General features: G+C 60.1%; 14 protein-coding genes. 4 read left to right on the forward strand and 10 right to left on the reverse strand.

The window, feature by feature from the left end; all coding sequences use genetic code 11:
* Positions 1-2: 2 nt before the first annotated feature.
* Genes ISN38_RS00415 through ISN38_RS00425 form a run of 3 tightly spaced genes read right to left on the reverse strand, consistent with a single transcriptional unit; the run spans position 3 to position 1,574 of the window.
* Positions 3-1,094: a replication initiation factor domain-containing protein gene (locus ISN38_RS00415; RefSeq protein WP_206711999.1), complete on the reverse strand. Its 1,092-nt coding sequence runs from the start codon at positions 1,092-1,094 to the stop codon at positions 3-5.
* Positions 1,087-1,350 (reverse strand): hypothetical protein, encoded by a 264-nt coding sequence (locus ISN38_RS00420; RefSeq protein ID WP_206712000.1) that lies wholly within the window; start codon positions 1,348-1,350, stop codon positions 1,087-1,089. Before ISN38_RS00420 ends, ISN38_RS00415 begins: the two co-directional genes overlap by 8 nt.
* A 17-nt stretch (positions 1,351-1,367) precedes the next feature.
* Positions 1,368-1,574, reverse strand: coding sequence for a hypothetical protein (locus ISN38_RS00425; RefSeq protein ID WP_206712001.1), 207 nt, complete (start codon positions 1,572-1,574; stop codon positions 1,368-1,370).
* 136 nt (positions 1,575-1,710) lie between these two features.
* Here ISN38_RS00425 and ISN38_RS00430 point away from each other — a divergent pair, with 136 nt between their 5' ends.
* The gene (locus tag ISN38_RS00430) at positions 1,711-2,148 is read left to right on the forward strand and encodes a DUF3693 domain-containing protein (RefSeq protein WP_206712002.1); all 438 of its coding nucleotides are present in this window, start codon (positions 1,711-1,713) and stop codon (positions 2,146-2,148) included.
* Between the two features lie 134 nt (positions 2,149-2,282).
* On the opposite strand, the gene ISN38_RS00435 is transcribed toward ISN38_RS00430, so the two are convergent.
* On the reverse strand, positions 2,283-3,227 hold the full coding sequence (locus ISN38_RS00435) for a DNA-binding protein (protein WP_080964775.1): 945 nt from the start codon (positions 3,225-3,227) through the stop codon (positions 2,283-2,285).
* A gap of 104 nt (positions 3,228-3,331) precedes the next feature.
* Here ISN38_RS00435 and ISN38_RS00440 point away from each other — a divergent pair, with 104 nt between their 5' ends.
* The 3 genes from ISN38_RS00440 (at position 3,332) to ISN38_RS00450 (ending at position 8,469) form a co-directional block, all read left to right on the forward strand.
* On the forward strand, positions 3,332-4,420 hold the full coding sequence (locus tag ISN38_RS00440) for a site-specific integrase (protein ID WP_047324924.1): 1,089 nt from the start codon (positions 3,332-3,334) through the stop codon (positions 4,418-4,420).
* Positions 4,421-4,507: 87 nt separating this feature from the next.
* Positions 4,508-6,538, forward strand: a complete 2,031-nt coding sequence (locus ISN38_RS00445) for an ATP-dependent nuclease (RefSeq protein WP_047324923.1) — start codon at positions 4,508-4,510, stop codon at positions 6,536-6,538.
* Positions 6,535-8,469: a UvrD-helicase domain-containing protein gene (locus tag ISN38_RS00450; protein ID WP_058361713.1), complete on the forward strand. Its 1,935-nt coding sequence runs from the start codon at positions 6,535-6,537 to the stop codon at positions 8,467-8,469. Before ISN38_RS00445 ends, ISN38_RS00450 begins: the two co-directional genes overlap by 4 nt.
* Positions 8,470-8,802: 333 nt before the next feature.
* On the opposite strand, the gene ISN38_RS00455 is transcribed toward ISN38_RS00450, so the two are convergent.
* The 6 genes from ISN38_RS00455 to ISN38_RS00480 all read right to left on the reverse strand — a co-directional run bounded on the left by ISN38_RS00455 (position 8,803) and on the right by ISN38_RS00480 (position 13,485).
* The gene (locus ISN38_RS00455; RefSeq protein WP_196479582.1) at positions 8,803-9,255 is read right to left on the reverse strand and encodes a hypothetical protein; all 453 of its coding nucleotides are present in this window, start codon (positions 9,253-9,255) and stop codon (positions 8,803-8,805) included.
* Positions 9,216-10,021 (reverse strand): IS5 family transposase gene (locus tag ISN38_RS00460; protein ID WP_108084546.1). Its coding sequence is split into 2 segments (ribosomal slippage): positions 9,216-9,691 and positions 9,691-10,021, totalling 807 coding nucleotides; the frame shifts between segments, so codons are not numbered across the junction. The genes ISN38_RS00455 and ISN38_RS00460 overlap by 40 nt, the downstream gene beginning before the upstream one ends.
* Positions 9,933-11,045: an FRG domain-containing protein gene (locus ISN38_RS20735; protein WP_081045949.1), complete on the reverse strand. Its 1,113-nt coding sequence runs from the start codon at positions 11,043-11,045 to the stop codon at positions 9,933-9,935. Before ISN38_RS20735 ends, ISN38_RS00460 begins: the two co-directional genes overlap by 89 nt.
* Before the next feature lie 385 nt (positions 11,046-11,430).
* Complete coding sequence (locus ISN38_RS00470) at positions 11,431-12,150, reverse strand: hypothetical protein (RefSeq protein WP_206712003.1); 720 nt, start codon at positions 12,148-12,150, stop codon at positions 11,431-11,433.
* 52 nt (positions 12,151-12,202) lie between these two features.
* A complete protein-coding gene (locus ISN38_RS00475) occupies positions 12,203-12,340 on the reverse strand; it encodes an IS3 family transposase (protein WP_155604502.1) in 138 nt (45 codons plus the stop codon).
* 9 nt (positions 12,341-12,349) lie between these two features.
* A protein-coding gene (locus tag ISN38_RS00480; RefSeq protein ID WP_206712004.1) for an IS3 family transposase occupies positions 12,350-13,485 on the reverse strand; the annotation gives its coding sequence in 2 pieces (ribosomal slippage) (positions 12,350-13,239 and positions 13,239-13,485; 1,137 coding nt in all).
* Positions 13,486-13,798: the final 313 nt, after the last annotated feature.

A 13,798-nucleotide genomic window follows, 5' to 3' on the forward strand; every position in this document is an offset into this window, starting at 1 on the left:
CTCTAACTCCGATTGATACCCGCGATTTCGGGCCATAGTTGCGCTGCATCACCCGTTGCCCACGCCGGCAGCTTGTTCGACGTGCAGGTATGAATCACGGCGTGCAGCGCCTCGGGCGTCTTGCATTGCCGCGCAATGAAATTGAGCGTTGCGCCGTACTGGCGCTTAAGGTGGCGACGGGCGCTTTTCCACGTCGCTTCGACTGCCGCTTTCGTGATGTCGATCTGAGACGCAACGCAGTGGAGGAACCGCAGCACCGGGTACGCACCGAGAAGATAGGCAGCGGGATCACGCAGCAGATCGAGCGGAAGTTCCTTGCGGTTGGATGCACGGAATTGGGCCTCGTAGCGCACCCACTCGCTTGCGGGGTCGCCCTGCTCCCTGCCCTTCTCGTACACGCGTAGCTGTTGCTCCGACTTCTTGCCGCCCACATACAGGGTCTTGCCGTCACCGCTGTCGTAGTCGTCCACCAGCTGCGCTTTTGGGTGCTGACCGCGGCGGTCGAACTCACCATCGGCGTACCACTGTTGCGCGAGCTTGAGCGGGTAGTTGCCGAGCAGATCATCCGCAGCCACGTCCACACGGGTTAGCCGTCCAGCGCAGCTTTCGAGCTTCGCTCGAAGCTCCAGCCACCGCTTCGCATGGCCGCAGCGCGCTGCGCTCAGTGTCTTGCAACCGACACCGGTCAACTCGATACGGGACGTGTACGTGCCATCAGAACGCCGGCAGTTTTCGCCGCCAAGCTCGACCAAGCCAACATGCTTGCCATCAGCATCCAGAACACGCACGCGCCACAGATAGAACTGCCCTCCCCTCGCCTCCTGATCCAGTTCCAGGCCCAGACCTGCGAAGAACCAGCAGAAGACCTGCAACGCGGCAATGCGGGCGTTCTCTGCGCTGGCATCGATCCAGGCGCGGACCTCATCGGCCGCATCGCGCTCCAAGAACCCGATATCGCGGAGGACCGCGAACAGATCCACAGAGGCGGAAAACCAGTCGATGCCGACCGTGAGGGTTCCGTCGGCATTCCTGAATTCACTGACTCCCCTGTTAGACGAGGGGAGTCCTGCCGGCACCGCGGACCCGTCAGACACGACGCACGCCCCACTGCACTTCAAGGGCGCACACAGCGCGTTCCAATTCGGCGTCGCGGCGAAACTGGCGCTTGGCCTCTTCGACCATGACGAAGGCGCGGAAATCGGCTTCCAGCTGCTGAGCGAAGCGGCGCTCTTCCCAGCGGAGGAGCGCGAACAAGCCTCGGAAAATGAGATAGATGGCGAGGACACCAAGGCTGGCGGCGAAGCCGACCATGGCGGCCTGGATCAGGACGTAAATGGTTTCGTTACGCATCACGAAAAAAGGGCGCGTTAAGCGCCATTCCCCTTCGCCGGCTTCGAAGCATCGGCAGCGGGATCGACCGCCACCACCTTGACCGGCTTCAACTTCTGCGCGGCGAAACATGCCGCCAGGATCAGGCGCGAAACCTTCGACTCGCCCAACTCGGCGAACTCCAATGCGGCGCGCTGCAATTCCACGATCCGCGGTTGGATCGCGACGTGCTGTTCGATGTTCATGACGTAGCCCCTTCCCCTGCTCCCTGAGAACCCGCCGCCGGACAGGGGGACCGGTCGGCGGGCGATGTCAGGAGTGTGCTGACATCTGGGAGGAAATGTATGCTGGGTGCTGACACTGTGTCAACAGGGTACTTACATGAGCCAGAGCTACGACCTCTTCTGCCGCTGGAAACACGTGAAGAAGATCCAGAGTGACAATGCAGGCGGAATCGCTCTCGGCGTAACCAGGGCGACAATTTCCAGCTGGAAACAAGGGAAAAATGCCGAAATCCAGTACATCGAAAAGATGGCAATGGAAATAGGCGATAGCCCGGAAACGTGGTCGGCATTAGTGATGGCCGAACGCAGCAATTCCGAGGCCGAAAAAGCAGCCTGGAAAAGAATTGCGCAAAAGCTGGCGGCCACAGTGATGGGCCTAATGCTGTTCATCGGGGCGGCCCTGCCGGACAGCGCGAAAGCATCAGCAATTCAAGGACTTACCGAAACCCATGCTATACATTATGCGAAAAGCTGGTACTTTTGTCCGTGTTGCGCAGCCATCCCTGTTCAGGATCAAAGTTGTCGGTTTCTTTAGTTCGTGTCCTTTTTGCTTGGATCGTGCCCCTGTTTGATTTCAAAGGTTTTTTTCTTTCACCATGGACACGATCCAAAGTTAACGCCTGGGTGCCCTTCGCGCCAGTATCGCTACGCAGAGCCGCTTGCTTAAAGTCAGGTCGCAGCCACTTTGCCGCGACTACGCCTAGAGCGTGCGGGTTTAGGAGGCTTGGGCTGACTGTGTCCAACATGTTGGTGCCAAGCCGCTTCGAGTGCCGCTGGGAGATCGTTCAATTTGGCCAGCTGTGCCTCCAGTGCGTCGGCACGTGCTTGCTGGACGGTGAGTTCCTGGCGGAGTTGAGAGACAGTGGCCTGCGCACGCTCAAGCCCCTCGTCAAGCAAGCGTTCGGCAATTGCAGCTTCTTTTCGGAGGCTCGTCAGTTGCTGTTGAGCCTCCTTGGTCTCCTGGCGTGCCCGATCCACTTCCGCATGCGCCCGGTCTTCTATGGCGCGCACGTGTTGGGTCAAGGCATCGCGCTCGGTACGCCACGCATCCTGCAGTTGCTGGAGCTGGATCTGCAGGTTCCCACGTGCATCCTCTGCATCGACCATCCGTACTGTCGACGCATCACGCTGCTGGGCTAGCTCATCGATCTGACGCTGGAGTTGCTCGACGAGGCGTTCGAGCTCGGACGTGCGGACAGCAGCGAGCCGTTCTGCCTGACGGGCGGTTTCGACCTCACCGCGTAGCCCTGCAAGCTCGCCCTGCATACATTGGCGATCACGCTCCAGAACATCCCGGGCATCCAGCAACGCGGCGCGCTCACTGGCCACGGCCTCATCGGCATGACCCCGCGCGTAGTCCAGTGCTAGCGTCCACCACTGCCCTGCAAGAGCGGCGACGGCCTCCGGCACGTTGGCGGTGGTAATGCGGATCTGGCGATCGGTCGCGAGACGCTTGCCTAAGCCCAGCCACCAAGTCTCAAGCCAACGCACGACAGTGTTCGGCGAGCCAGTGCCAAGATGAGCACGGATGCGTTCGACGGTCGGGCGCTCGCCAAGCGCCACGAGCGTGTCGGCAGCGTTGTGAACGTCTTCTTCTGTGATGCCTCTGGCCACTGACGTTTCTCCCGGATTGGCGCCCCGCCCTGCAGTTAACGTACCGGCGATAATTGATAGTTATCGTGGGTATAGTGTACAAGTCATAGTATACATTACATACTATGAGTGATAATTCCACACTTCCGATCTCCGCGCAAACCGCATTCAGCCTCGTTCTGCCCGAACAGCTGGCCCAACAAGCGGCGGCCGTAGTGCGCGAGCTGCTGGCCGAAGCGGCGGCCGAGAACACTACTCGCAGCTACACCAGTGCCCTGCGCTACTGGGCCGGCTGGCATGCAGCGCGCTACGGCATTGAAATGGTGCTGCCGGTTCCTGAAGCCACGGTTCTGCAGTTCGTGGTCGATCATGTGGTTCGGCGATCAGCCGAGGGCGAACTGACCTGGGAGCTGCCGCCGGTTGTGGACCAGGTCCTGGTCGCCTCCGGACTGAAGGCCAAGCCCGGCGCCTGGACTCTGTCCACCGTACGCCACCGCGTTGCTGTCCTTTCGACGGCGCACCGCCTCAAACACCTTCCCAATCCGTGCGAACAGCCTGCCGTGCGCACTGTTCTCTCCCGCGCCGGCCGGGCCGCGGTCAAGCGCGGCGAGCGTCCCCGCAAGAAGACCGCGATCACTTTGCACGAGCTGGAGGCCATGCTGGCGACCTGCGACGACACCCTTGAAGGTATCCGGGACCGCGCCCTGCTCTGCTTTGCTTTCTCCAGCGGCGGCCGCCGGCGCAGCGAGGTCGCTGCCGCCGATATGCGCGACCTGCGCCGTATCGGAGACAAGGGCTACATCTATCGCCTGGAGCACAGCAAGACGCAGCAGGCTGGCGTTACCGCCTCCTCAACGCCAGACAAGCCAGTCCTCGACCGCGCCGCGTTGGCGCTCGAGGAGTGGGTGGAGGCGGGAAGGATTACTGATGGGGCAATTTTTCGACGGCTGTGGAAGACACGCGTCGGCCCTGCCCTCTCCCCGGCCGCGGTCGCAGAAATCGTCCAGCGTCGCGCTCGGTTGGCAGGGTTGGAAGGCGACTTCGGTGGCCACAGCCTGCGGTCAGGGTTCGTGACCGAAGCCAGCCGCCAGGGCGTGCCGCTGCCGGCAATCATGCAGATGACCGAGCACAGGGCGGTGTCGAGTGTCGTGGGCTACTTCCAAACCGGTAGCGCCGCGCATAATCCTGCTGCGCGTCTTTTGGAGGATCTCTAGAAGATCAGGCAGAGGTTGGGACACAGTTGACGCACGCTCCAACAGCCACGCTATCCTCGGCGCATCCGCACACTAAAGGGGCAAGCTGTGCACCTGCACTCAATCAAAGCCGTCAATTTTCGCATCTTCGGTGACGGCAAGACTGCGCCGAAACTCGACTGGACACTCAGACCCACACTCAACATCCTGGTGGGCGAAAACGACGCTGGGAAGAGCGCCATTGTTGACGCCATCCGCCATGTGCTCTGGACCACGAGCTTCGAAGCGACCCGACTGCAAGAACAGGACTTCCATGTTTCCGGTGTCTCGCGCGCCACCGAACTGGCGATTTCGGCAACCCTCAAGGGGCTGGATGAGGGCCAGGAGTCAGCCCTCCTCGAATGGCTGACCTATGAGGAGGACGGCACGAGCACGCTGTACCTGACCCTACACGCCAGATGGATAGCCGGCAATCCGCCAAAGCGTCGCGCGCGCATCGAAACCGAGGTGCGCTGCGGCGCAGACGGTACCGGCCCGGAGCTCGGTGCGGCTGCCCGGGAGATGGTGCGGACCACCTACCTTCGTCCATTGCGTGATGCGGAAAACGAGTTGCGGCCGGGGCGCGCTTCACGCCTGTCCCAAATCCTCGCGGCGCACCCCGACACGCAGGACCAGAAGCACAATGACTTTGACAGGGAAAAAACCGGAGAATTGCCGACGACCCTGGTGGGACTCATGGCCCACGCCCAGCACCACATGGGCAAGCACGAGGTCATCAGGGCTGTCGAGGAAAGCATCAACACGCACTATCTCGACAAGTTCGCGTTTGCCGGCGACACCCTCGCCGCCCGCATCCGGCTTGCCACCGAACTTGCCCTCAATCCTATCCTTGAGCGGTTCGAGCTGACACTCGAGCCCGCCGACGGCGTCGACGCTGACGCGCGTTGTCCGCGTGGACTCGGCTACAACAACGTGCTGTTCATGGCGACCGAACTGGTGTTGCTCAAAGGCAGCGAAGAGCTCGCCCTTCTTCTTATCGAAGAGCCAGAGGCGCACCTCCATCCCCAGCTCCAGGACCGCGTGATGGCGCTCCTGTCGGACACAGCGAGTGATGCGAACAGCGCCTTGCAGGTGGTGATGACCACCCACAGTCCCTCACTTGTAGCTGGCGCGCCGGTCCAGGCCATGACCCTGGTGGTCAAGGGCCGAACGTTCCAGCTGGACGAGGCAAGCACGAGGCTCGAGCCATCCGACTACGCTTATCTTCGCCGCTTTCTCGAATCAACCCGCGCCAACCTCTTCTTTGCGCGTGGTGTGGCCGTCGTGGAGGGGCCCGGCGAAGCGTTGCTGCTGCCCGCCCTTGCCAAGGCATGTGGCTTTGACCTCGCCAAGCATGGCGTGTCCGTCGTCAACGTAGGCGACGTGGGGCTGTACCACTACGCCCGCATCCTCCAGCGAAAGGACGATATCGAAGTCCCAGTTCCGGTTGCCTGCATCACCGACTTCGATGTCGTGCCAAACGAAGCCAAGGGCTATGTTCCGGTAAAAGGCACCGGGAATGCGGGCGTTGGCGGCAACGAAGCGCCCGAAGAAGACGACGAAGACGGCGAGGCGAACGACAGCGACGCCGGGCGCGTGGACGAGAGCGGGAAAAAGAAGAAAAAACCGAAGAAGCGTTTTTTTTCCGACTACACGCAAGACGATCTCAAAGCCCGTCGCGAGACCAAGGAAAACCGTGCCGCTGGCGGCAAAACCATCGTGTGTGTGTCCGAACACTGGACGCTGGAGTATGACCTCGCGTATTCGGGTTGCAGCGAACTGATGCACATGGCCATTGGCCTTGCGGTGGCCGCCAAGAAACACGAAGGATTTCTTCCGGCCGAAAACGTCGACGCGGTCAAAGCGGCCCGCAAGACAGCCTGGGAGAAGCTCAAGTCACAAGGCCTCGCACCGGCAGCACTGGCGAGCGAAATCTACAAACCTCTGTACAAGAAACAGGGCTCGAAAGCGGTCGCAGCCCAGTACGCTGCAGCACTTCTTGAGAGCGGCCGATACGGAGAGGGCGATGCTTTGCTCAAGTCCCTCCCGCCTTATCTGCAGCGCGCCATCGGCCACCTCATGCCTGGGAGCGCTGCATGACCATTCCGCTGATTGCAGAAGATGACCTCGAATGCCTCACCGTTGCGTTTCCAAAACTCGACTTCACCGATCCCGAGTGCCGGGCGGTGCTTCTGGCCAACGGCAAGGTCGACGTCCAGGCCGCGCCCGGCAGCGGCAAGACGACGATTCTCGCAGCCAAGCTTTACCTGCTCAGCCGCAAGTGGGCTTCAGACCGACAGGGCATCTGTGTCATCAGCCACACCAACACGGCAGCGAACGAAATTCGTCATCGCCTTGAGGGCACGTCCGAAGGGGGCCGCCTGCTCGCCTACCCGCACTTCATTGGCACCATCCATGGCTTTGTGAACCACTTCCTCGCCCTGCCCCGGCTGCGCAGCGACGGCGGCACTGTCGATGTCATCGATGATGAGGTGTTTGCCAAGCGGGCACGGAGCTGCGCCCGCGCGAACGGGACGACAAGGGCTTGGGCGGATTATCAATCCGGCAACAACGAACTCATCGGGCAGATGCGCTTTTCCGGGGCCGACCTTGAGATTGTCTCCGGAAAGAACTTTCCCTCATCCGGCAGTGCATCAGGGAAGCATCTTCGCAAGGTCAAGAGAGACCTCGCAATCGAAGGCATCTTTCGCCACATCGACATGTTTGCGTTCGCCGAGCGCGCCCTCGCTGTCACGCCAAGGCTCGCATCGCTTCTTGCGAGACGCTTTCCGTTGGTGATGATTGACGAGATGCAAGACACCTCACCCAGTCAGACCGCTTTGCTGACCAAGGCGTTTGACAGGGGTGCCGTTGTCCAGCGCTTTGGTGATATCAACCAGCGCATCTTCTTCAGCGACGACGAAGATGAGGATGAAGACGGGGCTCCGTTTCCGGAAGACCCCCAGCTGCCCATGAGCACGAGCCGGCGCTTTGGCCCGACCATCGCCGCCATTGTCTCGAGCGTCCGAGAGAAAGGCTCGCCGGTGGTAGGAAAGGGGCCGGATGTGGCCGCGCCTCCGACATTGCTGGTCTACACAGAGCAAACCCTGGAGCGTGTCATTCCCCGTTTCGGTGAGCTGGTCCTTGATGCCTTTGACGACGAGACCATCGCAAACGGGGGGCACATCCGTGCCATATGCGCGCGCCGGAGCGGCGAGTCGAAAGAGATGCCCGGACGTCACGTCGGGGACTTCTGGCCGCCGCTCGCCATAAACCCGAAGACGGCGGCGCCCAAGGGGACAAACGCCTGGCGCCTTCTGGCCGAAGACGCAGGCATGGGGCGTCTGCAGGTCGAACTTGGTGACCGCTCCGAACGCATGCGGCGCATTGTGCTTCTTGCGCTGCGCGAAGCCAAAGCACCCATAGCAGACGACGTCCGCGAGCCCTGGCGTCTTTTCCGCGCCCTGAGGGAACAGGACCTCGACCTCCGTTCCCTGCGACGTGCCATGCGGGATGTGGTAATGGACAAAGACTCGGGGTCCACCGACATCACGCGTATCGAGACCATTCGACGGCTCTACCAGGCGCTCGCTCCTCTGATGTCGGGAATCACGCTCGAGGCCTTCGCGGTTCTCCCTGTGTTTGCCGATCCAACGGGTGATGATGAGGCACCAGTCTCAAAGAGCCAGCTGCGGACCGGTGCCGTCGAAGCGAACGGGCGCTTTGTCAATGTCACCGTCGATACCGTGGGCAACACCAAGGGCGAGACGCAGCTCGCAACGCTATATCTTGAGTCAATCGGACGCTACTCAAAGCGATTCGATGTTGTCGAAGCCATCGCGCGTCAGACCGGGCGCAAGACGGTCAAGGGCAAGCCGCTCAAGACCCTCCCCGCCCAGATGCGTTATGCCTACGTCGGGTTTTCCCGACCCACGCGTTTTCTATGCCTCGCGATCAACAGTGAGCGCCTCAACACGGAAGACCAAAAAATTCTCATCGGCAACGGGTGGCGGGTCGAGAGCTTGGGCTGATGATGCGATCATCTACAGCACAGTGAATCTGGCAAGAGTGCTTGCAATCGAGCTACGCGCCACGACGCCGTGCCAAGTAAATTGCCAAAGCATCAGCCCGCGCGAGCCGCGCTGATTGATGTCGCCGCCCAGGATCAAGATGAGCGACAAAAACAAACTCACTCTGATTGCTGGCGACAAGGTTTGCCACGGACGTGGGCAACGCTGGCCATGTCGTCGTCGTGAAAAGTGATCGCGGTGGACCCCTCCGGCTGTTTTAGGTCGGGAGAAGGCGGTTGCCCTGCCCGTGATAACCAGTTCTGATCCCTATTCGTCGACATTCGCGCGAACTTTTTAGTAGGGCTCGCCCCAAGTAGCTCTCGGATCAGAGGTTGGATCAACATCTTTTTGCACGTAAAGGCCGGGTTCGACGCATTTTATCCACCCATCCTTCAATGCAAGATCCACTCTGCCAAGTAACCTGAAATTTTCCGTGTGATCGGAGCCGCATGCACAGTCTTCCTCGTGCAAAACCCGCTCCCAGCTCCCCTCGGCGTTGATCCGATAGTGCAATCCGTAGAAGCGCCTGATCTCCATGATGCGTAGTCCGGGATGATCAACGCCATATTCAAAAACGCAGACAATGTCTCCAGGCATATTTACGATTCCCACGCCCTTCCCGTAATGAGTGCCCATCCCGTGATAAACCAGGCCATCAAGCTCGATGGATATCTCGTCGTAGCTTTTAAGCAGCTTATTTAGAGCGGCTAACAAAACTCTGGAAGTCGCCGCAGGCAGATGACGCAACAGGCCATGGACAACAGAGCCAGGTGGATATCGATCCGGCGTTCGAAGCGGGTCCGCAGTTTTCCCATGCCGGCAAACCAGGCATGCGTGCGTTCAACTACCCAGCGGTATCGGCCCAGGCGATCGTTGCGTTCCACGCCCTTGCGGGCGATGCGTGGGGTCATCCCTCGTCGCTTCAGGTGGTTCCAGCACCGATCCATGTCGTAGGCCTTGTCGGCATGCAGCTTGTCCGGCCAGCGTCGTGGCCGTCCAGGTTTGCCGGCAATGGAGGGCAATGCATCGACCAGTTCCTCGAACACGACCGAATCGTGCCGGTTGGCCCCGGTCACGCAGAACGCCAGGGGAACGCCGTGCCGATCCGTGATCACGTGCCGCTTGCTGCCACGTTTGCCGCGGTCGGTCGGGTTCGGCCCCGTATAGGCGCCCCCCGGGGGGAGGCCACGCTGGCCGCGTCCAGGCTGGCCCGGCTGAAATCGAGCCGGTCGGCGCGGCGAAGTTCGGCCAGCAACACCTGATGCAGACGGTGCCACACACCCGCGGCCTGCCAGTCACGCAATCGGCGCCAGCAGGTCATGCCGCTGCCGTAGCCAAGTTCCTGGGGCAGATCCTCCCACGCGATGCCAGTGCGCAGCACGTATACGATGCCGTTGAGTGCGCTTTGGTCGTCTACGCGCGGCCTACCGCCCTTGGGCGAAGGCGGCACGACCGGGATCAAGGGGTGGATGCGCTTCCACAGCGCTGTGCTGATTTCTTTGCGGTGAGCCATCACCGCAAAGTGGTGGCTCAACAGACGTGTTCAAGGGGCTTTTGTTAGCTGCTCTTAGCTCCGGAAGGATGAAGCGAGGCGCGCTGACTCCGTGGTATAGGGTACTGCCACAGAGGACTTGGGCCATCTGTATATGGGTCGAGGTTTGACAATTTGAAGGAGGCGGAAGATCTCTCGTCCAAAACGGGCGATACATGGCACTTCTAGGCGGCATGTGCTTCTGGAGATGGTACGAATACTCTGGAAGCTCTAGCGATCGCCTAAATGCTTCGAGGCCATCATCCGGAACATGTAGCATCTTCTCCCAAGGCATCGCGAGCAGCTCAGCATACACTGGGTCATCCGATGGCTCAGGGAATAACCATTCAGCGTTGCACTCCCCCGCGAATTCGCGCAATACTTCAGCTGGCGCAGTTATATGAGCAAGTATGCAATCAACATGCAGACCACTCTGAATTAAGGGGCCAACCATGTAGGCGTCCTGTCGAACATATCGCGGGGCTCCCTCATTGGTGGCTATTTCTGATAAGTGGACTGCCTGAATTCCGCATTGACGGAGCGCCTTTTGGCCTATCAGGTAGAGATGCCCTACGTCTTCCGCGGGTACAAACCTAGCATTGAGTGTGCGCAGCCACACAGGGTCTTCGAAACAGTCTTCAACCATGTTCACCGCGATTTTCGACTCGAACCTATTGCTTGCGAACCAAGCGGCAACGTGCGGATTGCCAGAAGCGTCAAGGAAGAATGAGCGAAATCCATAGTGCTGAAGGATCGCTTGGTTTGTGGCTGCATCGTCGGTTTCCTTCCAGCCGCGCACTAGATGTTGCAGAGCCCTCTTTGCATAATAGGTCCATTTAATCATCAGATCGGGCACGCAGCCCTGACGCTGGAACGAAGTCGATAACGAAGGCTGACCGTCTGTGCCAGCGTAGTGCTGGTTTTGCCCCCTATAGAGAACGCCCGGCCCATACCGACCTATAGTCATCTCAAGCTCTTTGCTTGTCTCGCAGCGCCACTTATCCATACGGTCCTTTTTTCCTCGGTAGTTCGGCGGCTCGGTAGTCCCCGGCTTCGTTAGTAGCTTACAGTTGCAATTCCGGCATCCGGTAACGTTACTGAACAAGCTTCGCTATGCGTCGGAAACGGACAGTTCAGTTCGTCCAACGAGATGACCGCTGCCTCCGCGTACGAATTGCTTGCATCGATATCTGCTTAAACCAGTCCCCTCAGAGAGTTGGCTGACGGACCTCGTTTAGCGCAAGCCTAAGTGCTGCGCGTGGGCGCATAGGCTCGCGGGAATAGTTTGCAATGCATCTTCGTCGCGGACCTCAATTTTCCGTACCCTCGATAAATCCTGCAAATCACAAGCTCCGCGCATGCCTGCTGACCCACCCCATTCCTCGCTCCGTCTAGGGCTGCAGAACCATCATCGCCAACAGCAGCTTCCAGTTCCAAAGTACAATGGCAATTGCCAAATTGCTGAGGGCAACCACCCATAGCGCTGTAAAGAACATCCGACGCCGAGGCGTGATCACCTCATCAAGCACGCGCTTGACCTCCTCCCCAGGAAGGCTGCTACGCGTAAGAACCCACCAGTTGCGCAGCTCACGCGTGGTCAGAGTTAGATCTCTCCAATGCGTAGCAATCTGCAACGTCGCCGAAAGCACGAAGTAGCCAGACAGCACGCAAAAGAAGACGTTGACCGCCTTTGCGTTGATCAGCTGCCCCAAGGCTTCCGAATTAATCTTTCCCAACAGGCCGAATCCGACAAGTAGAAGCGCTGCCACCAGGTCGCGCAAGAATGTCGAGGTTAGATCTCGTACCTTGGCCGCATAGGCATCGGCTTGGGCACGGACATCCTTCATAATTTCGCGCGTCTCTTTCGACGCTGCGTCCTTTTTCTCCAGTACCACCAACCTATATCGGTCTCGCGCGTCCTGCAGCGCGGCCTTTAGGTTGCCCCGCAAATACGTGATGAACGAGGCGTCCTCCTTGCCGTCAAGGGCTAAGCGGTCGATCAATAGTGCGTGTCGCGCGTCGCGATGCTCTGCAAAGCACCACGCTGCCGAAGATTGCAGCAGTTCTACCTTTTGCTTAGTCGGCGCAATGGCGGGCTCATCCAGGACCATTGAGACCCGCCTTGAACCTGCCCCCTGAGAACGGACGCCAAGAAGCAGCGGGTTAAGCGGCTTGCTTCAGTGTCTTGGCATAGTCGTTGGGGGACAGGTATCCAAGCGCCGAGTGCAAGCGCGTGGGATTGTAGAAGCCATGGATGTAGCTGGCGATGGCGGCGTGAATCGCCCCGGCTTCTGTAGTCACCCCGAAGCCTCATTTTGATCGTTGCTTTTCGAACTCTACCGGAGACAGCCCGTTGTTGTGTCCGTGCTGTCGTCTGGTGTTGTAGAACATCTCGATGTAGTTGAAGACGTCGGACTTGGCTTCCTCGCGCGTCACGTAAATCCTGCGCTTGATGCGCTCGCGTTTGAGGAGCTGAAAGAAGCTCTCGGCGACCGCGTTGTCGTGACAGTTGCCGCGCCGGCTCATGCTGCTGACCAGGCCATGTGCTTTCAGGAAATCTTGCCAGCCGTGCCCAGTGAATTGCGTGCCTTGATCCGAGTGCACTAGCAGCCCCGCAGGCGGCTTGCGTCGCCATACGGCCATCATCAAGGCTTGCAGCACCACGTCGGTGTGCATCGTTGAGTGCATCGCCCAACCCACGATCTTCCTTGAGAAAAGATCCAGCACCACGGCCAGGTACAGCCAGCCTTCGTGCGTTCGGATGTAGGTGATGTCGGTCACCCATGCCTGATTTGCAATGCCCGGATCGAACTGACGCGCCAGCTCATTGTTGGCGACGATAGCCGGCGTCCCTCCGTGCATGCCCGGCCGGCGGTGATAGCCCACCTGCGCCCGCAGGCCTTCGTGCCGCATCAATCGTGCCGTCCGATGCTTGCCGCACGATTCACCCAAGTCGCGCAGATCACGGGTGATCTTCCGGTAACCGTACACCCCGCCACTTTCCAGCCAGGACTGCTTGATCAGGCCCAGGACACGCGCGTCATCCTTGGCACGGGGCGACATCGGCTTGCTTCGCCAGGCGTAGTACCCGCTGGGGTGCAGGCCAAACACCTTACACATGCTTCGAAGGCCGAATTCCCGCTCATGGTCGAGCATAAACGCGTACCTCACCCGGACAGCTTGGCAAAGTACGCTGCGGCCTTTTTTAGGATGTCTCGCTCTACGGTGACCTGCCGCAACTCCGACTTGACCCGTCGCAGTTCGGACGCCTGATCGATTGCTGCCGGATGTGTGGATGACGAATTCGCGCACTGCGTCCGCCAGGCATAGAGACTATGGATCGATATGCCGAGCCGACTTGCCACATCGGCGACCGAGTGCCCTCGCTCAGTGACCTGCTTGACCGCCTCGACCTTGAACTCTTGCGTGTATCGCTTGCTGTTCATAGACGCCCCTTTTACTACTGCGAATTATGGCTGCAAGGTGTCTAGGAAAGCCGGGGCGATTCATCCCCCGCTGCCCGCGGCGGCCACGCCGTCGCCTGAGCCTTTGCACGCCGGCGACCCGCTGCTGCGGGGCGTCGCGCTGCGGGTCACGCTGGCTTGGATATGCTGTCGGCTGGGGACGGGCCCGCACCGAGCTATCTGGAACTCATGCGTTACAACGTCACCGCACTGGCCGACGCGCTGCGGCCACCGGTGCGATAGGGCCAGTACCCGCGACGCCGGCAGCGTGCGAGCGCATGCCGGCATGGCGACC

The organism is Xanthomonas translucens pv. undulosa, assembly GCF_017301775.1.
GTDB classification, from domain to species: domain Bacteria; phylum Pseudomonadota; class Gammaproteobacteria; order Xanthomonadales; family Xanthomonadaceae; genus Xanthomonas_A; species Xanthomonas_A translucens.